This is a genomic window from Arthrobacter sp. SDTb3-6 (assembly GCF_013376095.1).
In the GTDB taxonomy this organism is placed as follows: Bacteria; Actinomycetota; Actinomycetes; order Actinomycetales; family Micrococcaceae; genus Specibacter.
On record NZ_JAAMFN010000003.1, the window covers coordinates 105,747 to 127,226 of the forward strand.

The 21,480-nt window shown below is 68.7% G+C and carries 19 protein-coding genes; 9 read left to right on the forward strand and 10 right to left on the reverse strand.

The window, feature by feature from the left end; genetic code table 11:
- Positions 1 to 7 precede the first annotated feature (7 nt).
- From G6035_RS02375 to G6035_RS02390, 4 genes are read left to right on the forward strand one after another with little or no spacing between them, the layout of a single operon-like run.
- Positions 8 to 718, forward strand: coding sequence for a DUF4129 domain-containing protein (locus tag G6035_RS02375; protein ID WP_176615469.1), 711 nt, complete (start codon positions 8 to 10; stop codon positions 716 to 718).
- The gene (locus G6035_RS02380) at positions 715 to 1,989 is read left to right on the forward strand and encodes a DUF4350 domain-containing protein (protein ID WP_176615470.1); all 1,275 of its coding nucleotides are present in this window, start codon (positions 715 to 717) and stop codon (positions 1,987 to 1,989) included. Before G6035_RS02375 ends, G6035_RS02380 begins: the two co-directional genes overlap by 4 nt.
- Positions 1,986 to 3,068, forward strand: a complete 1,083-nt coding sequence (locus G6035_RS02385) for a MoxR family ATPase (RefSeq protein WP_176615471.1) — start codon at positions 1,986 to 1,988, stop codon at positions 3,066 to 3,068. The genes G6035_RS02380 and G6035_RS02385 overlap by 4 nt, the downstream gene beginning before the upstream one ends.
- Positions 3,069 to 3,080: 12 nt before the next feature.
- Entirely contained in the window at positions 3,081 to 4,373 is a 1,293-nt protein-coding gene (locus G6035_RS02390; protein WP_176615472.1) for a DUF58 domain-containing protein, read from the forward strand.
- 316 nt (positions 4,374 to 4,689) lie between these two features.
- On the opposite strand, the gene G6035_RS02395 is transcribed toward G6035_RS02390, so the two are convergent.
- From G6035_RS02395 to G6035_RS02435, 9 genes are all read right to left on the reverse strand, one after another.
- On the reverse strand, positions 4,690 to 5,748 hold the full coding sequence (locus G6035_RS02395; RefSeq protein ID WP_176615473.1) for a hypothetical protein: 1,059 nt from the start codon (positions 5,746 to 5,748) through the stop codon (positions 4,690 to 4,692).
- Positions 5,749 to 5,870: 122 nt separating this feature from the next.
- Positions 5,871 to 6,359, reverse strand: a complete 489-nt coding sequence (locus G6035_RS02400; protein WP_176615474.1) for a chorismate mutase — start codon at positions 6,357 to 6,359, stop codon at positions 5,871 to 5,873.
- 77 nt (positions 6,360 to 6,436) lie between these two features.
- Positions 6,437 to 8,146, reverse strand: a complete 1,710-nt coding sequence (locus G6035_RS02405; RefSeq protein ID WP_176615475.1) for an ABC transporter ATP-binding protein — start codon at positions 8,144 to 8,146, stop codon at positions 6,437 to 6,439.
- Positions 8,143 to 9,099, reverse strand: a complete 957-nt coding sequence (locus G6035_RS02410; protein WP_176615476.1) for an ABC transporter permease — start codon at positions 9,097 to 9,099, stop codon at positions 8,143 to 8,145. The genes G6035_RS02405 and G6035_RS02410 overlap by 4 nt, the downstream gene beginning before the upstream one ends.
- Positions 9,100 to 9,102: 3 nt before the next feature.
- Positions 9,103 to 10,185, reverse strand: a complete 1,083-nt coding sequence (locus G6035_RS02415) for an ABC transporter permease (protein ID WP_371130805.1) — start codon at positions 10,183 to 10,185, stop codon at positions 9,103 to 9,105.
- A gap of 136 nt (positions 10,186 to 10,321) precedes the next feature.
- Complete coding sequence (locus tag G6035_RS02420; protein ID WP_176615478.1) at positions 10,322 to 11,965, reverse strand: ABC transporter substrate-binding protein; 1,644 nt, start codon at positions 11,963 to 11,965, stop codon at positions 10,322 to 10,324.
- Positions 11,966 to 12,101: 136 nt separating this feature from the next.
- A complete protein-coding gene (locus tag G6035_RS02425; RefSeq protein ID WP_176615479.1) occupies positions 12,102 to 12,719 on the reverse strand; it encodes a TIGR03086 family metal-binding protein in 618 nt (205 codons plus the stop codon).
- 69 nt (positions 12,720 to 12,788) lie between these two features.
- Positions 12,789 to 13,928: a tRNA 2-thiouridine(34) synthase MnmA gene (mnmA, locus tag G6035_RS02430; RefSeq protein WP_176615480.1), complete on the reverse strand. Its 1,140-nt coding sequence runs from the start codon at positions 13,926 to 13,928 to the stop codon at positions 12,789 to 12,791.
- 96 nt (positions 13,929 to 14,024) lie between these two features.
- On the reverse strand, positions 14,025 to 15,248 hold the full coding sequence (locus G6035_RS02435) for a cysteine desulfurase family protein (protein WP_176615481.1): 1,224 nt from the start codon (positions 15,246 to 15,248) through the stop codon (positions 14,025 to 14,027).
- A 156-nt stretch (positions 15,249 to 15,404) separates the two neighbouring features.
- Here G6035_RS02435 and G6035_RS02440 point away from each other — a divergent pair, with 156 nt between their 5' ends.
- The gene (locus G6035_RS02440) at positions 15,405 to 16,916 is read left to right on the forward strand and encodes a S8 family serine peptidase (protein ID WP_176615482.1); all 1,512 of its coding nucleotides are present in this window, start codon (positions 15,405 to 15,407) and stop codon (positions 16,914 to 16,916) included.
- 42 nt (positions 16,917 to 16,958) lie between these two features.
- On the opposite strand, the gene G6035_RS02445 is transcribed toward G6035_RS02440, so the two are convergent.
- Entirely contained in the window at positions 16,959 to 17,645 is a 687-nt protein-coding gene (locus G6035_RS02445; protein ID WP_176615483.1) for a metalloregulator ArsR/SmtB family transcription factor, read from the reverse strand.
- Positions 17,646 to 17,760: 115 nt separating this feature from the next.
- Between G6035_RS02445 and folE the strand changes: the two genes are divergently transcribed.
- Genes folE through G6035_RS02465 form a run of 4 tightly spaced genes read left to right on the forward strand, consistent with a single transcriptional unit; the run spans position 17,761 to position 21,447 of the window.
- Positions 17,761 to 18,381 (forward strand): GTP cyclohydrolase I, encoded by a 621-nt coding sequence (gene folE / locus G6035_RS02450; RefSeq protein WP_176615484.1) that lies wholly within the window; start codon positions 17,761 to 17,763, stop codon positions 18,379 to 18,381.
- A 60-nt stretch (positions 18,382 to 18,441) separates the two neighbouring features.
- Entirely contained in the window at positions 18,442 to 19,692 is a 1,251-nt protein-coding gene (locus tag G6035_RS02455) for an NAD(P)/FAD-dependent oxidoreductase (RefSeq protein WP_256127679.1), read from the forward strand.
- Between the two features lie 8 nt (positions 19,693 to 19,700).
- Positions 19,701 to 20,690 carry a dihydropteroate synthase gene (gene folP / locus G6035_RS02460; RefSeq protein WP_176615485.1) on the forward strand — a complete coding sequence of 330 codons (990 nt, stop codon included), beginning with the start codon at positions 19,701 to 19,703 and terminating at the stop codon, positions 20,688 to 20,690.
- Positions 20,683 to 21,447 (forward strand): pyrimidine reductase family protein, encoded by a 765-nt coding sequence (locus G6035_RS02465; protein WP_218062900.1) that lies wholly within the window; start codon positions 20,683 to 20,685, stop codon positions 21,445 to 21,447. Before folP ends, G6035_RS02465 begins: the two co-directional genes overlap by 8 nt.
- The last annotated feature ends 33 nt before the right edge of the window (positions 21,448 to 21,480 follow it).

Here is a 21,480-nt window from a genome sequence, read left to right on the forward strand (position 1 = left end):
GCTGCCCATGAACCCCTTGACCTTGGCCGGAGCCGCGCAGTTTGACGTCCCCGTTGTTCCCGGGGCCGGTGAGGCGCGCCGCTGGGCGGCGGAGGAACTGGCCAAAAAGGTCTACCAGGACGCCAGGCCGGGACTGGGCGCCCAAATTCTTGCCTGGCTGCGGAAGGCCTTCGCCGATTTCCTCCAAGGAATGGGCTCGCTGGGCGGCAACACCGGCATGCTGGTGGCCCTGGGCGTGGTGGTCCTGGCCATTGTCGCGGCGGCCATCGTGGTCCGCCCCCGGCTCAACCGCAGGGCTGCCGGAAAAATGGCAGTCTTCGACGGCACGGCCGCCCTCAGTTCCGGCCAACACCGCAGCTTGGCCCGCTCCGCCGTCGAACGCGGTGACCTGGCCACGGCGGTCAGCGAACAATTCAGGGCGATGGTGCGCTCCGGCGAGGAGCGCGACGCCACCTCGGCGGGGCCCGGCCGGACGGCGGCCGAGATCGCCGGCGGGCTCGGGCAGGCGTTCCCCGCCCACGGAACTGCGCTGCGGCATGCCGCGGAGCTTTTCAATGCCGTGCGATACGGCCACGCAGTCCCGGACCGCGGCATGTATGACGAACTCGTCGCCACCGATCTCGCGGTGTCGTCGGCCCGGCCCGTCCATGCCGGCGACACCTTCGACACTTTCGGCGGTGCCGCCGGCGGGCCGGCCGGCAAGGTGGGGGTACCATGAACGCGCCTGTCCGCACGTCTGGCGGTGCGGCTGCCGCCGAAGCCGGCGTCTTCAGGGCCGGCGGGGGCACCGGTCCGGAACGCGCCGGTGCGTGGTGGCGGAAGCACGGCCTGTGGGTCGTTGCCGGCGCCGCGCTGGCGGCCGTGACGGTGGCCGGGCTGCTGGCCGCCTCCCTGGGCGGGCGAAGCACGCAACCGCTGTCCATCACCAATCCCGCGCCCGACGGCGCGCAGGCCGCGGCCAGCGTCCTGCGCGGCCAGGGCGTCACGGTCACGGCCACGGACTCGCTCGAGTCCACCCTGAAGGCCCTCTCGGCGAACGGGACCGGCGCCACCACGGTGTTGGTCTACGACCCGATGTCCCTGCTGCAGCCAGGCCAGGCCGCCCGGCTGGCCGGGTCGGCGCAGAAGTCAGGGGCCGCACTCGTTGCACTGGCCCCGGGCCCGCTGGCCGTGCAAAAGCTCAGCCCCGAAATCTCCGCTGCCGGAACCGCGCCCGCTGCCGCCGCCGGCAGCCCAGTGGCGGCCGGCTGCTCCAACCCCGACGCCGTGGCGGCCGGTGCCCTCGACGTGCGCAGGGTGGACGGGATCGGCGCGGCCGGCAACCCGTCGCCGTTGCTGTACCGCGGCGCCGTGACCTGCTTCGCCCCCGCAGGGGGGACCGCCGGTTTCATGGCGGCCGACAGCAGCGGCGGGGTGACAGTGGTGGGGACCCCCGCCGTCGTCAGCAATGAACGGCTGGCAAGCCAGGGCAACGCGGCACTGGCCTTCCGCCTGCTCGGCAGCCGGCCGCACCTGCTCTGGTACACGGCGTCGCTGAAGGATGTGCCTGCGGCAAGCCATCCGCCCACCCTGGCCGAACTGACGCCGAGGTGGATTTTCCCGGCGTCGGCCTGGCTGCTGCTGGTGGCCGTCATCGGCATGCTGTGGCGGGGGCGGCGGCACGGGCCGCTGGTCGCGGAACCGCTGCCGGTGGTCGTCAAGGCCTCGGAGACCGTGGCCGGGCGCGCCCGCATGTACCAGGACGCCCATGCCCAGGACACGGCCGCCGCGGCCCTGCAACGTGCCACGCTGACCAGGCTGGCGCAGCGGCTGCGGCTGGGATCGAACGCAGATCCCTCCGCCGTGGTGGAGGCTGCTGCCGCCCACACCGGACGCCCCGAGCAGCAGCTCGAGGCGCTGCTGCTCACGGACATCCCGTTCAACGACAAACAGCTGCTAACCATGGCCGCACAATTGGCTGCCCTAGAGGAAGAAGTCGCCCCACGATGACGGCACAACACCCCGAAACCCAGCAACCGCACCTGCAGCCGGCACCCCAGCTGCAGCCGGGCCGGCTTCCCGGCCAGCCGGCCGCCGCCAGCCCGGCCGGCCTTGACGGGGCCGCGGGTCCGGCCAGTCCTGCGGGTCCGGCCGCGGCCCTGCTGCAGGTCCGCGCTGAGGTGGCCAAGGCGGTGGTGGGCCAGGACGCCACCGTGACAGGGCTGCTCGTGGCACTGCTGGCCGGCGGGCACGTGCTGCTGGAAGGAGTTCCCGGCGTGGCGAAGACGCTGCTGGTCCGGGCCCTCTCCACCGCCCTGGACCTGGATATGAAACGTGTGCAGTTCACGCCGGACCTGATGCCCGGCGACATCACCGGATCGCTCGTGTATGACGCCCACACGGCCGGGTTCACCTTCCGCGAGGGGCCCGTTTTCACCAACATCCTGCTGGCCGATGAAATCAACCGCACCCCGCCCAAGACGCAGGCGGCACTGCTGGAGGCCATGGAGGAACACCAGGTCTCGGTGGACGGCGTGTCCCGGAAACTGCCCGCCCCGTTCCTGGTGGCCGCCACCCAGAACCCGGTGGAGTACGAGGGGACCTATCCACTGCCGGAGGCCCAGCTTGACCGCTTCCTGCTCAAGCTGACCATGGAGCTGCCGGAGCGCGAGGAGGAAATTGAGGTGATCCGCCGCCACAGCCTCGGCTTTGACCCGCAGGACCTGCACGCCGCCGGCGTGCGTGCCGTGGCCGGCGCCGCGGACCTCGCCCAGGCTCGTGAAGCCGCCGCCCGGGTCAGCGTGGCCGCCGAAGTCCTCGCCTACGTGGTGGACCTGGCCCGCGCCACCCGCACGGCGCCGTCGTTCCAGCTGGGCGTTTCGCCCCGCGGCGCCACGGCCCTGCTCAAGTGCGCCCGCGCGTACGCCTGGCTGTGCGGGCGCAGTTTCGTCACCCCCGACGACGTCAAGGCCCTCGCCCTCCCGGCCCTTCGCCACCGCGTTTCACTGCGCCCCGAGGCGGAGATGGACGGGGTCTCGGCGGACGGGGTCCTGCTTTCCATCCTGGGCACCGTCCCGGTCCCCCGCTAGCGCGCCGCCGGGATGGCCATTTCGGGCAGGTTCTTCCTCCTGGCACTGCTGGCGGTGGTGCCGGTCATTGCCGCGCCCAACGCCGCCACGTGGCTGGTTGCGTTGGCCGTACTGCTCGCGGTGCTGGCCGTGGACCTTGCGCTGGCGGCGTCCCCACGCCGTGTTGCCGTCCGCCGCACAGTTCCCACAGGCGTGCGCCTGACGGAAAGCACGACGGCGGTGCTCCGGCTCGCGAACGAGTCGTCCCGCCCGTTGCGCGGCCAGGTGCGCGACGGCTGGCAGCCCTCCGCCGGGGCGGTCAACGCGTTGCAGGCGCTGCGCATCCCGGCCGGGGAACGCGCCGTCGTCCGGGTGGCGCTGGAGCCGGTGCGCCGCGGGGATTTGCGCACGGAGCACGTGACCATCCGGTCGTTCGGGCCGCTGGGCATGGCCGCGCGGCAAAAAACCATCACGGCGCCGGGCACGCTGCGGGTGCTGCCGCCGTTCCATGCCAAGCGCCACCTGCCCTCCAAGCTGCGCAAGCTCCGGGAACTGGACGGTCGGGCGGCCGTGCAGATCCGCGGGGCCGGCACCGAATTTGACTCGCTGCGCGACTACGTCCGCGGTGACGACGTCCGCTCCATCGACTGGCGGGCCACGGCCCGGCGGCGCGAAGTGGTGGTGCGCACCTGGCGGCCGGAGCGCGACCGCCGCGTGGTCATTGTCCTGGACACGTCCCGGACCTCCGCGGCCCGGATCGGGGACGAACCACGGCTGGACACTGGCATTGAGGCTTCGCTGCTGCTGGCGGTGCTCGCCGAACGCGGCGGCGACCGCGTCAGCCTCATCGCCTATGACCGCCGGGTGCGGGCGCGGGTGTCGTCCGCGGGGAAGGGCAACATGCTTGGCGCCATGGTGCAGGGGCTCGCACCGCTGCAGCCGGAACTCATTGAGCTGGACACGGCCGGGGTGCCGGGCCAGGTCCGGGCCGTGACAGCGCACCGGGCGCTGGTGGTGCTGGTGACCTCGCTCGACGCCGGCGCCCCCGAGGAGGGGTTGATACCGCTCGTGGCCCGGCTGGCCCAAAAGCATGTGGTGGTCGTGGCTTCCGTCCGGGACCCGGCCCTGGATGAGGACCGGTTGGAACGTTCGACGGCGGCCCTCGCCTACCGTGCAGCCGCCGCCGAGCACGCCCTGAACCGGCGCGCGGCCATCACGGCCGTCCTGAAGCAGCTGGGCGCCGAGGTGGTCGATGCCCCGCCGCACGGCCTTCCCCCTGAACTGGCCGACACCTACATCCGGCTAAAGGCCGCCGGCCGCCTCTGACCACCCCCAACCCTCGGTTGCAACCGGGGCGTTTTCCACCGACCGTCGGTTGCAACCGGGGGTGTTTACGTCAACGCTCACGCGCAATCCGGGCATCCATCGTCGATCCTCCCGCAGGCCCCGCTTGGGCGCAGGCCTGCGGGAGCGAGCGTCGGGGAGAAACGCCCCAATCGGGAGCGAGCGTTTGGGAGAAACGCCCCAATCGGGAGCGAGCGTCGGGGAGAAAGGCCCCAATCGGGAGCGAGCGTCGGGGAGAAACGCCCCAATTGGGAGCGAGCGTCGGGGAGAAACGCCCCAATCGGGAGCGAGCGTCGGATTAGGCGTGGCGGAGTTCGGTGAGTGCCCGCGCCACTTCCAGCGTCCTGTCCACGACGGCGCGCGCCTCAGCCGGGGAAACGCCCGCCAGGCCGGATTCAGGGGTCACCCGCAACAGCCCGAGCGAGGATTCGGCCAGGCCAAGCCCGCGCCACGGCCTCATGATGCGCTCCACCAGGACCGAGTACGACGGCGGCACCTGGCCCGGGCGGGCGGGTACGGTGCCTGCCCACACGCCAAAACCGGACTCGACGGCGCCGGCCAGCTGTTCCCAATGGCCGGTGTCCAGCCGGTCCAAGGGAACGGCAACGGCGTCAACGCCCGATTCCAGGGCGAGTTCCAAGGCCTTCCGCCAGGCATCGGATTCTGCCCGCCGGGTCCAGGCAGGCGCGGCCTCCGGCCCACCCTCGTCGAGCGCCGGGGCCAGGTTGAGTGCCACCTGGGCAAATCCCGCGTCGCGGGCGGCGGAAACAAACGTGGTCCATGTTTGCCGCAGCTCGGATGCCGAAATGGCACGCAGGGTCCGGTAGCCGGACGCCGTGGCGATGGTGCCGGCCAGCGCGGCGGCAACAGCGGGTTCGTCAATCTGCAGGGTCAATCCGGCGCCCGGAACGGCGGCGGCCACTTTTTCAGCATGCACGGCGAGCCCTGCGGACAGCGACTGGGCTATGTCCCGGCGGGCACCGTAGTCACGCAGCGCACGTTCGCCGTAGTGCAGGTGAACGGCCGCCGCCAGTGACAGGGGCCCCACCGCCTGCACCTTCAGTTCCGGCAGTGCAAGCTCCGATGCGCCCGCGACGTCGGCCAGCACGTTGATGTCCGTGGACAAGGCGGAAACGGCGCGCCGGTGGTCGTTCCCGGGCCGGTCCACCAACCGCCAGCCGTATGGTTGGACGTCCACGGGCAGTTCCACGAGCAGGCTGGCGGTGCGGCCCACGGCGTCGGACCCGATGCCGCGGGACGGGAGCTGCGGCAGGGAGGGCAGCTGCGGCGGCGTGAACAGGCCCAGGGAAACCTTGGCGGCCTCCACCGGGTCCGTGCCGGGCCAGGGCCCCGGCATGGTGGCCGTGACATGGGTCCCGCTCCCCCGGCTCCCGACGGCCGGACGGGTCCCGAAAGGCTCCACCGACGGCCCACGCCCGGCCACCGGGGCCTGGTCACGCCGGTTCGTGGGGGTGCCCACTAAAGGTTCGCGCCGCCGTCGCCCGGATGCCCTTCGGCGGGCTGTGCGGCGGCGTCCGGCCCGCCCACAAAGCCGCGGCCGTCCTCGCTGACCACGGGCACGACGCCGGTCGCGGCCACCGCGGAGTGGCTTTCGGAGATCGCCTGGTGGTGGTGGATGACCTCGCTGATGATGAAGTTCAGGAACTTCTCCGCAAATGCCGGGTCCAGGTGGGCGGACTCGGCCAGGGCACGCAGCCGGTGGATCTGCTCCTTTTCACGGGTGGGATCGGCCGCGGGAAGACTGTGTGCGGCCTTCAGGATGCCCACGCGCTGGGTGGCCTTGAACCGTTCGGCCAGCAGGTACACCAGGGTCGCGTCAAAGTTGTCGATGCTGGAGCGGATGGAAAGCAGCTCCGCCATGACGGCCGGGTCCACGGTGCCTGTGAGGGAACTGGCGGCCGGGTCAAAGTCTTCAACGGACAGGTGGGCGTGGCTCGGGTCGGTCATGAAAACAGTTTAGGTGGTGCACCGGGGGCGACAAAAGCTGTGTCCACGCCGGTGCACCACCCAAGGCTGCGAAGGTCCTACCGCCGGGCCAGCAAGGCCTGGTGGGCGGCGCGCCGCCTGGCCTGCTCCGCCGGGTCCGGCACCGGCAGCGAGGCCAGCAGCCGCTTGGTGTAGTCCTCCTGCGGGTCGCCCATGATCCGGTTTCCGATGCCCTGCTCCACCATCCTGCCCTTGAGCAGCACGCCCACCCACTCGGCAAGGATGTCCACCACGGCCAGGTCGTGGCTGATGAACAGGGCGGCAAAGCCCATCTCCACCTGGATGTCCCGGAACAGCTCAAGGACCTTGGCCTGGACGGAGACATCCAGGGCCGACGTCGGCTCATCGGCAATCAGCAGCTTCGGCTTCAGCGCCAATCCCCTGGCGAGGGAGGCACGCTGGCGCTGCCCGCCGGAGAGCTCATGCGGGAAGCGCTTGGCGTAGGCACGGGGCAGCTGCACGGATTCCAGCAGTTCCTCCACCTTCTTCGTCACGGCCCCGTTGGACAGGTCGGTGTGGATCAACAGCGGCTCGGCCACGCACTCGCCGATGGTCAGGTGCGGGTTGAAGGACGCGGCCGGGTCCTGGAACACAAAGCCGATGTCCTTGCGGTACGGCCGGAAGGTGCGCTCCTTGTAGTTGCGCATCTCGTAGCCGAGCACCTCCAGCGAGCCTCCCGTGGTCCGGTTGAGGCCGGCAATGGCCCGGCCAATGGTGGTCTTGCCGGAGCCGGACTCCCCCACCAGGCCAAACACCTCCCCGGCACTGATCGTGAAGGACACCTGGTCCACCGCCCGGAAGGCCGGGCTGCCGAGGCGGCCGGGATATTCAATTTCCAGGTCCGTGGCCCGCACCAGCACTTCCTTGTCCTGGAACGCCCGCTCCGTGAAGCCCGCCGAAGCGGAGTTGCGGCCCAGGTGAGGCACGGCGGCCAGCAGCTTTTGCGTGTACTCCTCCCGGGGTTGGGCAAAGAGCACCGCCGAATCGGCCTGTTCCACCACGTCACCCTGGAACATGACCACCACCCGGTCGGCCAGGTCCGCCACGACGCCCATGTTGTGCGTGATGAGCACTATGGAGGTGCCGTACTGGTCGCGCAGGTCCCGGAGCAGTTCCAGGATCTCCGCCTGGACGGTCACGTCCAGGGCGGTGGTGGGTTCATCTGCCACAATCAGGCCAGGGTTCAGCGCCAGCGCCGCGGCAATGACCACGCGCTGCTTTTGCCCGCCGGAGAACTGGTGGGGGTAGTAGTCAACGCGCTTTTCCGGATCGGGGATGCCCACCTTGCGCAACGCGTCAATGGCCAGCCGGCGGGCTTCCTTGCGGCCCACCCGCCTGCCTTCGGGCCGGTGGGCGCGCAGGCCCTCGGCGATCTGCCAGCCCACCGTGTAGACCGGGTTCAGGGCCGTGGACGGCTCCTGGAACACCATGGCCACGTCCCGTCCGCGGATCTGGCGCAGCTGGTGCGGGCTGACACTGATGACATCGTTGCCGCTGACCACCACAGCCCCGCTTCCCTGGGCCGTTTCCGGCAGCAGCCCCAGGATGGCCTTGGCCGTGACGGTCTTGCCGGAGCCCGACTCGCCCACAATGGCCACGATCTCCCCCGGCGCCACCGTGAAGGAGACATCCTTCACGGCATGGACGTCCCCGGAGTCCGTGGCAAAGGTGACCTTGAGGTCTTCTATGTCCAGCACGGGCCGCAGCCCCGACGGTTCAACGGGTGTTTGCTTGTCAGTGCGGCTCATGCGTCTACCATCTCCCCCGGTTTGACGGGCGCGTTCTTAATCTTTCCGGCCCGTTTGCGGCCGCGGAGCCGGGGGTCGTTGAGGTCGTTCATGGACTCTCCGAGCAGGGTCAGCCCCAGCACGGTGATGACGATCGCGGCACCCGGGAACACGCCGGTCCACCAAATGCCGGAGGCGGCGTCGGTCTGGGCGTGGTTGAGGTCGTAGCCCCATTCCGCCGCCGAGGAGGGTTCAATGCCGAACCCCAGGAAGCCCAGGCCCGCCAGCGTCAGGATCGCCTCGGAGGCGTTGAGCGTGAAGATCAGCGGCAACGTCCGGGTGGCGTTCTTGTAGATGTGCCGGGCCATGATGCGCACGCTCGAGGCGCCCACCACAATCGCGGACTCCACAAACGGCTCGGCCTTCAGCCGGATGGTCTCGGCCCGGATCACCCGGAAATACTGGGGAATGAACACCACTGTGATGGAAATCGCCGCCGAGAAAATGCCCGACCACAGGTTGGACTGGCCCTTGCTGATGGCGATGGACATGACCATGGCCAGCAGCAGTGTGGGGAACGCATAGATCGCGTCCGCCACCACCACCAGGATCCGGTCCAGCCAGCCGCCAATGTATCCGGAGAGCAGGCCCAGGATCACGCCAATGAAGATGGACAACGCCACGGCCACCACAATCACCAGCACGGCGGTCTGGGTGCCCCAGATGGTGCGGGCAAAGACGTCGTAACCGCCCGCCGTCGTACCCCAAATGTGGGCGGACGACGGCGGCGCCTGGGTTTCGTTGAAGCGCTGGGTTGCGCCGTAGGGGGAAATCAATGGCGCCAGCGCAGCCGTCAGCAGGAAGGCGGCGGTCAGGACGATGCCGGCGATGAGCATGCCGCGCTGCAGTCCAACGCTCTTCTTCAGCTGGGACACGATGGGAAGGCGGCTGAACAGGGATTTCTTGGTCTCCATGGCCTAATACCTCACCCTCGGGTCGATCAGCGCGGCAACCACGTCCACGATGAAGTTGGTGATGGCCACAATCACGGCGAGCAGCGCCACGATGCCCTGGACGGCCACGAAGTCGCGGGCCGTGAGGTAGTGGGCCAGCTGGAAGCCCAGGCCCTTCCACTCGAAGGTGGTCTCCGTCAGGACCGCGCCGCCCAGGAGCAGGGCGATCTGCAGGCCCATGACGGTGATGATCGGGATCAGTGCCGGCTTGTAGGCGTGCTTGGTGAGGAGGCGGTATTCGCTGACTCCGCGGGAACGCCCGGCCTCGACATAGTCCTTGCCGAGCGTGCCGATCACATTGGTGCGCACCAGGCGCAGGAAGATGCCGGCCGTGAGCAGGCCCAGTGCGACGGCGGGGAGCACGGAGTGCTGGACGACGTCCCAGAAGGCGTCGAGGTTGCCGCTGCGCAGGGCATCGAGCCAGTAGATGCCGGTCGGAGCGGCCAGTGATGCCATGGCAATTTCGGTGGAGGTGCCGGCACGGCCGGCCACCGGGAACCAGCCCAGCCAGATCGAGAAGACCAGCTTCAGCAGCAGCCCGGCGAAAAACACCGGGGTGGCGTAGAAGGAAATGGCGAGGACGCGCAAGATGGCGTCGTGGTATTTGTCGCGCTTGTACGCGGCGAGCATGCCGAAGGGGATGCCGATGGCCAGGGCCACGATGAGGGAATTGATGGCCAGTTCCAGGGTGGCCGTCCCATAGGTGGCGAGCATGTCCGAGATGGCCAGGTTGTCCGAGATGGTCCGGCCAAAGTTTCCGGTGGCCATTTGGCCCAGGTAGTCAAAGTATTGGATGAAGATGGGGCGGTCGTAGCCTGCCTCGTGGACGCGCAGCGCCAGCTGGTCCGGTGCGAGCCGCCCGCCCAGGGCTGCCGTGATGGGGTCGCCGGTCAGGCGCATCAGGAAGAAGACCATGGTGACGAGGATGAGGATGGTGGGAAAGATCAGCAGGAAGCGGATGAGCAGATATTTGCCCAGGCTGCCGCCGGCCTTCCTTTTCCGTTGGGGTGCCTGCGCGGCGGGTTCCACCGCTGGCAGGTCGATCATTGCGGTCATGGGTGCCTATTTCTGTGGTGCCAAAAAGGGTGCGGCATGGTGCCGCACGGGAAAGTGCCGTGCGGAAGGCGGGGCGTCCCAGGGAGGCCCCGCCTTCTGTCTATCTCTCGTTTTGCAGGCCACAGGCCTACTTGGAAAGAACGCCCAAACGGAACTTGAACGATGCGTCAAGGGTGTCCTTGGTGCCCTTGACCTTGACGTTGGAAACCGCCACCTGCGCGCCCTGAAGCAGCGGCAGCGTGGAGAGGTCCTTGGCCTCGTCCGCCTGGATCTGCTCAATGATCGAGGTGCGCTTGGCCTTGTCGTTGGTGACCAGCTGTTCGCTGATCAGCTTCTGGATGGCGTCGTTGCTGTAGTGGTTCTGCAGGAAGTTGTCCTTGCTGAAGAACGGCGTCAGGTAGTTGTCCGCGTCCGAGTAGTCCGGGAACCAGCCCAACTGGTACAGCGGGTACGCTCCGCCATTTGCCGTGCGCTGCTTCGAGTAGGAGACCCACTCGGTGGACTGCAGGTTGACCTTGAACAGGCCGGTGGCCTCCAGCTGCGACTTGATGGCCGCGTATTCGTCGCCGGAGGAGGAACCGTAGTGGTCGGGGTTGTACTGCAGGTCCAGGGTCACGGGGCCGGTCACGCCGGCGTCCGCCAGCACCTTCTTCGCCTTCGCCACGTCCGGGGCGCCGTTGCCGTCGCCGTAGTCCTTCTTCAGCGGTTCGGTGGCACCGGTGAAGCCCTGCGGAACGAAGGAGTACAGGGGCAGGTAGGTGCCCTTGTAGACCTGGTCGGCGATGGCCTTGCGGTCAATCGTGTCCGCCATCGCCTGGCGGACGGCCAGCGCCTTCGCGGCATCCGGCGTCGCCGTCTTGGCACCGAACGGCATGGTGTCGAAGTTGAAGACGATGTAGCGGATTTCGCCGCCGGGCCCGATGTCCACCCGGACGTTCTTGTCCGTCTTGAGGCTGTCGATGTCGGTGGCCGTCAGGCTGCGCCAGGCCACGTCGATGTTGCCCTTTTGCACGTCGAGCTTCATGTTGGTGGAGTCCGCGTAGTACTTCAGGGTCACCGCGTCCGACTTGGCGGGGCCCAGCAGGCCCTGGTAGTTGGGGTTTTTCTTGAAGGCGATGAGCTCGTTCTTCTTGTACGTGTCAATGGAGTACTGGCCCGCGAAGGACTTGCCCTTGATGATGGTGTCGTCGTCGGTGACCTTGGTGGGGCTGAACACGGTGTCGTCGACGATCGGCCCGGCCGGGCTGGTCAGCACCTGCGGGAAGGTCTGGTCGTTGCCGAGCTTGAGCTTGAACACCACGGTGGTGGGGTCAGGGGCGCTGACGCTGGCCAGGTTGCCCAGCAGCGTTGCCGGCCCGTTGGCGTCATTGATCTTCAGCATCCGGTCGAAGGAGAACTTCACGTCCTTGGAGTCAAGGGCCGTGCCGTTGGCCCACTTCAGACCGGGCTTGAGCTTGACCGTGTATTCGGTGGGGGAGGTGAAGGACGCCGAGACGGCGATGTCCGGCTTGGGATCCGCACTGCCCGGGGCCGAATTGAGGAGGAACGGGTAGATCTGGTTCATGACCATGAACGAGCCGTTGTCGTAGGAACCGGCCGGGTCAAGGAAGGTGACCTTGTCCGTGGTTCCCACCACGATCGGACCGCCCGCGGTGCCGCCACCCTGGGAGCTGCCGCCCCCGCCGGCGGGGCCGGTGCATGCTGTCAACGCAAGCAGTGAGACGCCGGCTACGGCGACCACCGACCGCAGTCCAAACTTAGTCTTAGCCATCAGCAAACTTTCTGTAGTGCCTGCACATGAAACAGGCCACACTACGAAGTGTGACCTGGCCCACGCGCCTTATGTTTACTTTCTACCAGACTTATGCCGCGGACCTTGCATGGAGCAGGAAGTTGCAACCAGACGGTTACTTAAGCGACTCGGCCCGGGGCCCCGGCACGAACTGCGGGTCCCGGCCAAACCAGCCGGCCAGGCGCGCATATTTGTCGGCATTCAGCGGCACGCGCACCTCGTGGCCAAACGCCTTGTCCGGGCCGCGGTAGTCGGTTTTCATCACCCGCTGCGACCAGGCCAGCGACTGGTCGGCCAGCGCCGGATCCAGCGTGACGTGCACGCCGGTGGCCTTGGCAAGGTCCCAGGAATGCACCGTGAACTCGGCAATCTGCAGGCCGATCCGGCTGCGCAGCGGCGCCTCTCCGCCACCGGGCAGGGCCACCTGGGTGCTGAGGTCGGCCACCGCCCAGGCACGCATGAGCATCGCGGCGCCGTCCGCAAAGCGGGTGGACCAGTCGGCACCGACGGTGGCAGTGGCGGCCAGCGGGTCAATGTTGTTGCCCCGGGCCATCACGGTGTAGTTGTGCAGGTCCTGGACCACCAGGTGGTGCAGGAGGTCCTGCACGGTCCATTCGGTGCATGGGGTTGGCCAGACCGCCTGGCCGGCGGAAATCGCCTGGATCACCTCGCCGCACTGGTCCAGGGCCCGTTCGAGCAGTTGGAGCGGGTTCGGTATTAAATGCGGGGGCATGATGGCTACCTTCCGTGATCAAAGTCACCTTGTACGGAAGTTTACGCCAGCTTGCAGTTTGCCGTGCGGCTACGGCAGCTCGGGGCGCGCCAGCGAGCGGGCCGAGTCGATGGTGGCCTGGCCCAAAACGCGGGTGCCCTGATACAGGACCACGGTCTGGCCGGGCGCCACGCCGCGCAGCGGCTCGCGCAGGGTGACGGTCAGCGCCTGGCGGGTGCCGGCGTCGTCCGCCACCTCGGTGACGAAGGCGCGGGCCGGCACGGGGTCCCCGTGCGCGCGCACCTGGGCGTGGCAGTCGAACTCCCCGCCGGTGGCAACCTCGGCGATGGGCAGCCCGGCCCAGGAGACCTTGATGCCCTTGAGTTCGTCGATGGCCAGCAGCGCGTGGGGGCCCACCACGACCTTGTTTTCCTTGGGCCGGATCTCCAGCACAAAGCGCGGCTTGCCGTCGGCAGCAGGCGTACCCAGCTTCAGGCCGCGGCGCTGGCCCACCGTGAACCGGTTGGCGCCGTCGTGGCCGCCCACCTTGGTGCCGGTTTCGTCGACGATGTCCCCCGGGGTCATCTGGATCTTCTCGGCCAGCCAGCCGGCGGTGTCGCCGTCGGAAATGAAGCAGATGTCGTGGCTGTCCGGCTTCTTGGCCACGGACAGGCCGCGGCGTTCGGCCTCGGCACGGACCTCGGCCTTGGACGGGGTGTCCGCAAGCGGGAACATGGAGTGTCGCAGCTGCTCGTGGGTCAGCACGCCGAGCACGTAGCTCTGGTCCTTGGCCCAGTCTGCGGCGCGGTGCAGTTCCGGGTTGCCGTCGGCGTCGGTGATGACCTTGGCGTAGTGGCCGGTGCAGACCGCGTCGAAGCCCAGCGCGATGGCCTTTTCCAGCAGGGCGGCGAACTTGATGCGCTCGTTGCAGCGCATGCACGGGTTGGGTGTGCGTCCGGCGGCGTATTCGTCAATGAAGTCCTGGACCACATCCTCCTTGAACCGCTCGGAGAAGTCCCACACGTAGTACGGGATGCCGAGCAGGTCGCAGGCGCGCCAGGCGTCGTTGGAGTCCTCCACGGTGCAGCAGCCGCGGCTGCCGGTGCGCAGGGTGCCCGGCATCCGGGAGAGTGCCAGGTGGACGCCGACGACGTCGTGCCCCGCCTCAACGGCGCGGGCGGCGGCGACGGCGGAATCCACCCCGCCGCTCATGGCGGCCAATACTCGCATTACGTGCCTTTCACTTGCAGGTTGTTGCTCTATGGTGCGCTGACCTTGGTCTCGGCAGCCTTGATCTCGACAAGCTCCATCAGCGGTTTTCCCCGGTCAGCGGTGCGTGCTCGCCGTTTGGATGGACGACTGGTGGCCGGCCATGCCCGCCTGTTTTGCGCGCGCGTAGGCCTGCGGCAGGGCCGCCACAAAGGCGTCAACGTCCGCGGGGGTCGATGTATGCCCCAGGCTGAAGCGTTGTGCGCCACGTGCGGTGTCCTCGTCCAGGCCCATGGCCAGCAATACATGGGACGGGCGGGGCACGCCGGCCGTGCAGGCCGAACCGGTGGAGGATTCGATGCCCGCCACGTCCAGCAGGAACAGCAGCGAATCGCCCTCGCAGCCCGGGAAGGTGAAGTGGGCGTTGCCTGGCAGCCGGCCGGCCGGCCTGGCGGCCGGGTCCGTGCCGCGCAGCACCGCCTCCGGGACCAGCTCGCGGACGGCGGCAATGAGCGCATCCCGCAGCCCCGCGATCCGGGCGCTTTCCGCGGCCAGGTTCGCGGTGACGTCCTGTGCGGCGGCGGCAAAGGCCGCGATGCCCGCGGAGTCCAGCGTGCCGGAGCGGACGCTGCGCTCCTGGCCGCCGCCGTGCTGGACGGGCGTCAGCGTCACGTCGCGGCCCAGCAGCAGCGCGCCGACGCCCACCGGCCCGCCGATCTTGTGCCCGCTGATGGACACCGCGGCCAGCCCGGAGTCCTTGAAGTTCAGCGGCACGGCGCCGAAGGCCTGCACGGCGTCCGAGTGGACGGGGATGCCGTGTGCTGCGGCGAGCGCAACGACGCCGGCAATGGGCTGGATGGTGCCCACCTCGTTGTTGGCCCACATGCAGGTGACCAGCGCCACGGAGTCGGCGCCGCCGTCGTCCAGTTCCCTTTTTAGCGCGGCCAGGTCCAGGGTCCCGGTCTCGTCAACGGGCAGCCACACCGCTTCCGCGCCCTCGCTCCTTTCCAGCCACTCGACGGTGTCCTGGACAGCGGCGTGTTCAACCGTGGAGACCAGGATCCGCGTGCGGCGGGGGTCGGCGTCGCGGCGGGACCAGAACAGCCCCTTGACAGCCAGGTTGTCCGCCTCGGTGCCGCCGGAGGTGAAGATGACTTCGGTGGGGTGGGCTCCGGCGGCCCGGGCTATGGTTTCGCGGGACGCCTCCACCGTGGCGCGGGCGCGGCGGCCTGCGCCGTGCAGCGAGGACGGGTTGCCGCTGCGGCTGATGGTGTTGGTGAGTGCGGCGAGGGCCGGGGCCGAAATGGGCGTGGTCGCCGCGTGGTCTAGATACACGGGCACCGCTCAATTCTACGGCATCCGGCAGCCATGCACTGATCGGAACCCTCCGCACGACGTCAACAGCAGGCGGCTTTTGTCAATCTTGTCAATCCGTGCGACTGATGGCAGGATCGCTGGTGTCTCGCATCACACAACAATCCTTGGGGGATTAAATCCATGAAGACAGCACTTTTCCGTCGAACGACGGCGGCCGCCGCATGCGCCGTTGCGGTGTCCGCTTCCACCCTGCTCAGCGGCAGCGCCCTGGCGGCGCCGGCGAATCCGCAGTCCACGCCCATTGCCTTTCCTGCGGCCGACGGCCAGCTCATGAGCTATGTGGTCAATGCCAAGGCTGCGAACGCCAACAAGGCCAGGGAGGCCGTGCAGGCGGTGGAGGCCGCCGGCGGCGTCGCGGTCCAGGAGTGGCCGGAGATCGGCGTCGTGGTTGCCCAGTCCGAGCTCGCCGGCTTCCGCACCGACGTCCTCAAGTACGGGAATTCCTCGGTGGAATCCGTCGGCGCAACCCGCACCATCACGGTCGCGGAGGGCACACCGGAGGGCATTGCCACCCCCTGGCAGCAGGCCCCGCAGCCAGCGCCTCAGCTGCGCAGCAGGCAGCTGGCCAACGCCGGCCTGCTGTACGGCGACGCAACGTTCGACGGCGCGGCCCTGGACCCGAGGGAAGGCGAGCAGTGGAACCTGGCGCAGGTGAAGGCGGACCAGGCCCACCAGCTCACCGACGGTTCACGCGACGTCCTGGTCGGGGTCCTGGACAGCGGGATCGACCCGGACCACCCGGACCTCAAGGCCAACATCGACGTGGCCAACTCCGTGAACTGCACCAATGCCGGGCGTCCGGACACTTCGCCGACGGGCTGGAACCCCACCACCTCCTACCACGGGACCCATGTGGCGGGCATCATCGGCGCCGCCCGCAACGGCGTGGGCATCGTGGGCGTGGCACCCAACGTGCGCATGGCCTCCGTCAAGGTGGTCAACGACGCCGGCTCCATCTATCCCGAATACGCCATCTGCGGCTTCATGTGGGCCGGCCTGAAGGGCATGGACGTCACCAACAACAGCTACTACATTGACCCGGTGCAGTTCTGGTGTGGCGACCAGCCCGACCAACTGGCCGTGCGCGTAGCCGTGGAACGCGCTGTGGACTGGTCCACGGACCAGGGCACGGTGCATGCGGCAGCCGCCGGCAATGCCTCCTACGACCTGGCCAACAAGACCACCGACAACGTCAGCCCGAACGACGCCGCCGGCATCCAGCGCCAGATCAACAACGGGTGCAAGGACATGCCCACCGAGCTGGACGGGGTGGTCACCGTGGCCTCCACCGACCAGGCCGGCAAGCTCTCATCCTTCTCCAACCGCGGGCTGAACGTCATTGACGTGGCGGCACCCGGATCACGGATCCTCTCCACCCTGCCGAACAACAGCTACGGCCTGCTCAGCGGCACCTCCATGGCCTCGCCCCACGTCGCGGGCGTGCTCGCGCTGATGAAGTCCGAACACCCCGGCTGGAAACCGAACCAGCTGGTTTCGCAACTGCGCAAGCAGGCGCAGGACCACCTCTGCATGCCCTCAGCGACACCGGCCGGATCCGCCTGCACGGGCACGCTGCGCAACAACAGCTACTACGGCGAAGGCATCATCGACGCCCTGCAGGCCGTCCTCTAGGACCGTCCTGGACCGCCTTCGGCAACAACCACCCCGCGGGCCTTAAGCGCCCCGGGGCACGATCCTGGCGCAGCAGTGGGACAGCTCTGCGTCCGGTTCTATGCTGTGGGTCGCGTCGGCACACCCCTCCAGGACGCCGTTGAGCAGCGAGCCGTTGAGCTGGCACACCACGCCGGTGTGCTCCCGGGACAGCCTGTGGAACGGGCAGTTCGCCATGATGGTGCCACCCTGGCCGTCGGGCCGGGGATCGTAGCCGGTGTCGGCCAGCAGGTTGTGGATGGTGCCGGCCCCGGCGCCCAGCCGCTTCCCGGCCTCGAACGCCACCTGGGCCAGCGCGTCCCCCACATCCTCGGAGGAGTCGATGGAGCGCTGGATCGCCGCTGCGAGCAGTTCGGCGGCGAGGTCGTAGTGGCGGGCGGGGACGGAGGCCGCCACCTCCCCCACGGCCACGGTGTAGAGCTTGGTGGGGCGCCCGGAGCCGGGCCCCGTGCGCTCCCCCACCTTGCGGAACTCCACCAGCAGCAGGCCGTCCGCCGCCAGCCGGTCCAGCTGGGCCCTGATGGTGCTCTTGGGCAGTCCCAGCGCCTGCGCACAGTCGTCCCGGCTGAGGGCGTGCGGGCTTTCGCGGAGCAGCTCGAACAGCCTTTTGCGGACGGGATCGCCCAGGGACGCCACGGCGTTGAGCCGCTCCGCCTCACTCAGGGACGCGTGCTGCCGGGTTGGGTTCATGACTGCTTGCCTTCAGTGTTGGAGGGACGGGAAAGTTGCTTTGTTTCATTCCTGCTTGACGCTTTGAGTCTGCGCTTCTAAAGTCAAGAATACAAGCTTTAGAAAGGAAGAGCACATGTCGATCTCAAGTGCCGCCCTCCCGGACCTCCTCGCCTTCGATGACCCGGCGCTGGACGATGCCGCGCTGGGCCGCCCGGGACCGGTGGACCTGCCGGCGGCGCAGGCGGCCATTGCCGACTTCCTGCGCGCGCTGGGCCGGGACGCCAGCGACCCCCACCTGCTGGACACCCCGCGCCGGGTGGCGGCCGCCTATGCGGAAATGCTCACGCCGCGCGAAACGAACTGGACCACCTTCCCCAACGACGAGGGCTATGCGGGCCTGGTGATCGTGAAGGACATTCCGTTCCATTCGCTGTGCCAGCACCACCTGCTGCCCTTCCGCGGCGTGGCCCACGTGGGCTACCTGCCCGGCGAGCGCCTGTTTGGCCTCTCCAAGCTGGCCCGCGGCGTGGAATTGTTTGCCCGGGACCTCCAGGTCCAGGAACGCCTGACCCAACAAGTGGCAGACTGGTTGGAAGAGACGCTGTCCCCGCGGGGCGTCGGAGTCGTTTTGGAGGCCGAGCACATGTGCATGTCCCTGCGCGGCGTCCATACGGCCGGCACCCTGACCCGCACCTCCGTCTTTACGGGCGGGCTGGCCGACGCCGGTCCCCTGCGCAGCCAGTTCCCCCAGTAGGGCCGCCCCGCACCTTTTTGCTTCACACAAATCCACTTCCACGGAAAAGAGTTTTGTCCCATGAGTGAATCAAGCAGTCCCGCAGCCCAGGACGCCGGCATGGTCATCATCGGCGGCGGCCTCACCGGCGCCACCGCCGCCCACACCCTGCGTGAGGAAGGCTGGACGGGACCGGTCACCATTGTGGCCGACGAGCAGGAAACCCCGTACCAGCGCCCGCCGCTGTCAAAAGGATTTTTGGCCGGCAAGGAAGGTGAGGACGCCCTCCTGCCCTACCCCGCCAACTGGTACCCCGAAAACAATGTGACGGTCCTGGAAGGGACCGCAGCCACCGCCGTCGACCCCGCCGGACACACCGCCACCCTGGCCGACGGCACCGTGCTGCCCTACGCCAAGCTCCTGCTCGCCACCGGCGCCACGCCGCGCGTCATCCCCTTCCCCGGCGTCGACCTCGACGGCGTGCACTACTTCCGCACCAAGGCCGACAGCGTGGCCATGAAGGCACTGCTCTCCGCCGGCGGGCACAACCTGGTCATGATTGGTTCCGGCTGGATCGGCATGGAAATCGCCGCCACCGCCACGGAACTGGGCAACAAGGTGACCCTGCTGGGCCTGGAGGACGTACCGCTGTCCGTGGCCATCGGCAACGAACTGGGTCGGGTGTTCGCCTCCCGGCATGAGGAGGCGGGAGTGAAGTTTGTGCTGCCCTCCAGTGCCAAGGAAATCCAGGGCACCGGCGGGAAGGTCACCTCCGTGCTGACCACCACCGGGGAGGTGCTGCCGGCCGACCTGGTCATTGTCGCCGTCGGCGTGGTTCCCAACACCGGCCTGGCCAAGGATGCCGGGCTCACCATCAGCAACGGCATCCAGGTCTCGGCCAGCCTGCAGACCTCCGACCCGGACATCCTTGCCGCCGGGGACGTCGCCAACGCCCTGCACCCCGTGACCGGAGCCTACGCCCGCTCCGAACACTGGGCCAACGCCATTGCCAGCGGCAAGGTGGCCGCCAGGACCATGCTGGGCAAGGACGACGTGCTCGATGACATCCCCTACTTCTACACCGACCAGTTCGACCTCGGCATGGAGTACTCCGGCTTCGGCGCGCTCACCAAGGACGCCGAACTGGTGGTCCGCGGCAGCCTGGAAAAGCGTGAATTCATCGCCTTCTGGGTGCTGGAGGGCCGCGTCGTGGCGGGCATGAACGTGAACATCTGGGACGTCCAGGACGCCATCAAGGACCTCATCAGCTCGCAGCGCACGGTCGACACGGCGAAGCTGGCTGACCCGCAAACGCCGCTGGGGGATATTTGATGGAGGGGATGACAACTCTCAGGCCGCCTGCCGAAACCACCGCCACCGCCCCGGGCTCCGGGACGGCGGCGCCGTTTTACACCCCGCCGCTGCGCCACCCCGTGCGCCGCTTCGGCTCCCGCACCCTGGACTTCAGCCGGCACGTGGCCCTCATGGCCATCGTGAACCGGACCCCGGATTCCTTTTACGACGGCGGGGCCACCTTCGCCCTGGATGCGGCCGTGGCGGCATCCCTGAAGGCCGTGGACGACGGCGCCGACTGGGTTGACATCGGCGGTGTCCCCTTTGCGCCGGGGCCGGCGCTGGGCGCCCGGGAAGAGGGCGACCGGGTGGTTCCGGTGGTGGAGGCCGTCTCCGCGGCCAGCGACGTGATCATCTCCGTGGACACCTTCCTGCCGGAGGTGGCCGCCCGCAGCATTGCCGCCGGGGCCCACGTCATCAACGACACCACCGGCCTGGCCAATCCGGAGCTGGCCTCCGTGGTTGCGGAGGCGGGCGCCCACCTGGTCATCACGCATTCACTGGCCCGGCCGCGCACGGTTCACCCCCGCCCCAGCTATGATGACGTGGTCACCGAGGTGGCGGCATTCCTGCGCTCAAAGGTGGAGCTGGCACTCTCCCTCGGCGTCCCGGCCGAGAAGATCATCATCGACCCCGGGCACGACCTCAACAAGAACACGCTCCACACCTTGGAGCTCACGCGCCGCTTCAACGAGATCGCGGAGCTGGGGTTCCCGGCACTTGCGGCCGTCTCCAACAAGGACTTCATCGGCGAGACCCTCAACCAGGACAAGGCCGACCGGCTGGAAGGCTCGCTGGCCTCGGGCGTCATCGCCATCCTGGGCGGCGCCCGCATCCTGCGCATGCACAATGTCGGATCGGCGGCCTCCGCCATCCGCATGGCCGAGGCCGTGCTTGGCTGGCGACAGCCCGCCTACCTGTTGCACAACATGGGCGACGTCAACCGGCCCGCCCACCCGAAGGATCCCCATGATTGAGCGGATCTTCCCTGCCTCGCCCGCCCTTTCCGGCGGGGCACTCGATGCGGAACTGCTGCGGGAGGCGTCCGCCGTTCCATCCGGGCGCAGCCGGGTCAGCTTCAACTTCGTGGCCAGCGTTGACGGCGCAGCCACGGTGGAGGGCCGCTCCGGCAAGCTCGGCAATCCCGACGACCAGCACTTGTTCCAGTTGATGCGCCGCACGGCGGACGTGATCCTGGTGGGCGCCCAGACCGTCCGGACCGAAGGCTACGGCGGTGAACTGCTCAGCGCGGAGGCCCGGCAGTGGCGCCTGGGCCACGGCCTGCCCGAACGCCCGCCGCTGGCGGTCGTCTCCGGCAGCCTGAACCTGGACCCCGCCCTGGAGGTGTTCACCAACGCGCCCGTCCGTCCGTTGGTGGTCACCCTGGCCTCGGCCCCCGCGGACCGCAGGGAGGCACTTGGCCGGATGGCCGACGTCGTGCTGGCCGGCGAGCGGACGCTGGACGTTGGCACCCTGGTTGCGGAGCTGGGCCGCAGGGGGCTGCACCGCATTCATTCCGAGGGCGGACCGACCCTGCTGGGCACGTTCCACGCTGCAGGGCAGGTGGACGAACTCTCCGTCACGGTGTCGCCGCTGCTGGTGGGCGGCCTGGCCAAGCGCATCGCGGACGTGCTGCCAGGCACCCCGGCCGTGTCGCCGCAGGGGCTGGAGCTGGCACACATCCTCAAGTCCGGCTCCATGCTGTTCCTGCGCTACCTCCGCCCCCTCAACTAGGTCGCAGTTGTTGCAGCTTCCGGCCCGAAACAA

Bases quoted from the DNA above. Each gene is read 5' to 3' on its own strand.
- G6035_RS02405 (WP_176615475.1), bottom strand. From the start codon at position 8,146: ATGAGCCGCACTGACAAGCAAACACCCGTTGAACCGTCGGGGCTGCGG.
- G6035_RS02455 (WP_256127679.1), top strand. From the start codon at position 18,442: ATGAGTGAATCAAGCAGTCCCGCAGCCCAGGACGCCGGCATGGTCATC.
- folP (WP_176615485.1), top strand. From the start codon at position 19,701: ATGACAACTCTCAGGCCGCCTGCCGAAACCACCGCCACCGCCCCGGGC.
- G6035_RS02375 (WP_176615469.1), top strand. From the start codon at position 8: ATGAACCCCTTGACCTTGGCCGGAGCCGCGCAGTTTGACGTCCCCGTT.
- G6035_RS02400 (WP_176615474.1), bottom strand. From the start codon at position 6,359: ATGACCGACCCGAGCCACGCCCACCTGTCCGTTGAAGACTTTGACCCG.
- G6035_RS02425 (WP_176615479.1), bottom strand. From the start codon at position 12,719: ATGCCCCCGCATTTAATACCGAACCCGCTCCAACTGCTCGAACGGGCC.
- G6035_RS02395 (WP_176615473.1), bottom strand. From the start codon at position 5,748: ATGCCGGGGCCCTGGCCCGGCACGGACCCGGTGGAGGCCGCCAAGGTT.
- G6035_RS02385 (WP_176615471.1), top strand. From the start codon at position 1,986: ATGACGGCACAACACCCCGAAACCCAGCAACCGCACCTGCAGCCGGCA.
- G6035_RS02380 (WP_176615470.1), top strand. From the start codon at position 715: ATGAACGCGCCTGTCCGCACGTCTGGCGGTGCGGCTGCCGCCGAAGCC.
- G6035_RS02440 (WP_176615482.1), top strand. From the start codon at position 15,405: ATGAAGACAGCACTTTTCCGTCGAACGACGGCGGCCGCCGCATGCGCC.
- G6035_RS02420 (WP_176615478.1), bottom strand. From the start codon at position 11,965: ATGGCTAAGACTAAGTTTGGACTGCGGTCGGTGGTCGCCGTAGCCGGC.
- G6035_RS02415 (WP_371130805.1), bottom strand. From the start codon at position 10,185: ATGATCGACCTGCCAGCGGTGGAACCCGCCGCGCAGGCACCCCAACGG.
- G6035_RS02390 (WP_176615472.1), top strand. From the start codon at position 3,081: ATGGCCATTTCGGGCAGGTTCTTCCTCCTGGCACTGCTGGCGGTGGTG.
- G6035_RS02410 (WP_176615476.1), bottom strand. From the start codon at position 9,099: ATGGAGACCAAGAAATCCCTGTTCAGCCGCCTTCCCATCGTGTCCCAG.
- G6035_RS02445 (WP_176615483.1), bottom strand. From the start codon at position 17,645: ATGAACCCAACCCGGCAGCACGCGTCCCTGAGTGAGGCGGAGCGGCTC.
- mnmA (WP_176615480.1), bottom strand. From the start codon at position 13,928: ATGCGAGTATTGGCCGCCATGAGCGGCGGGGTGGATTCCGCCGTCGCC.
- G6035_RS02465 (WP_218062900.1), top strand. From the start codon at position 20,683: ATGATTGAGCGGATCTTCCCTGCCTCGCCCGCCCTTTCCGGCGGGGCA.
- folE (WP_176615484.1), top strand. From the start codon at position 17,761: ATGTCGATCTCAAGTGCCGCCCTCCCGGACCTCCTCGCCTTCGATGAC.